At 40.0% G+C, this 747-nt stretch carries 1 protein-coding gene; it reads left to right on the forward strand.

What is annotated here, in order from left to right:
• Positions 1-53: 53 nt before the first annotated feature.
• Positions 54-725, forward strand: a complete 672-nt coding sequence (locus tag RI561_RS13750; RefSeq protein ID WP_395080819.1) for an IS1595 family transposase — start codon at positions 54-56, stop codon at positions 723-725.
• Positions 726-747 lie beyond the last annotated feature (22 nt).

Below are 747 nucleotides of genomic sequence, written 5' to 3' on the forward strand. Positions count from 1 at the left end.
AGGGTCTTATGAAGTATAGCATGTTATGATTGTTTGTAACATATTGCTATACAATGGTTAACAAGTATTATAAACGTTCGAAAATTTCTGAGTCCAAATTTAGGCATCTTATTAAGTGCTTTGCGTTGGATTTAACCGCGACAGAAACCGCCGAGTTGAGTTCGATTTCTCTGCGATCGATTACAGTGATCTTTGATAAACTGAGGGTTAAAATTACTTTGTGGTGCCAAGAGGAAACTCCCTTTTCTGGAACCGTTGAAGTCGATGAGTCCTATTTTGGGGCGCGACGGATCCCAGGTAAAAGAGGACGCGGAGCTTCTGGCAAAACCATTGTCTTTGGCGTATTCAAACGGCAAGGAAAAGTATATACCGAAATTGTCCCTGATGCTCGTAAAAAGACGCTTCAGCGTATTATAAGAGGCAAAGTTAGTCCTAAAAGTATTATTCATTCTGATGGCTGGCGAGGCTATGATGGATTGGTAGATGTTGGATATGACAAACATTACCGGGTGCATCATGGCAACGATGAGTTCGCTAATGGAACTCGACACATTAATGGCATTGAGTCTTTTTGGAGCTATGCCAAGCGACGCCTTGCACAGTTCAATGGAATCTCTAAAAAGAAATTTATACTGTATTTGAAAGAAACTGAATTTAGATTTAATCATCGCAATCATAACTTATATCACATATTGCTTAAACGACTCAGAGACGATCCGCTTTGACTCGTTTGCTTCATAAGACCCT

This window comes from Gracilimonas sp. (genome assembly GCF_031581265.1).
Taxonomy (GTDB): Bacteria; Bacteroidota; Rhodothermia; order Balneolales; family Balneolaceae; genus Gracilimonas.

What these genes read in the sequence shown, in the direction of transcription:
- RI561_RS13750 (WP_395080819.1), top strand. Translation starts at nt 54, where the DNA reads ATGGTTAACAAGTATTATAAACGTTCGAAAATTTCTGAGTCCAAATTT.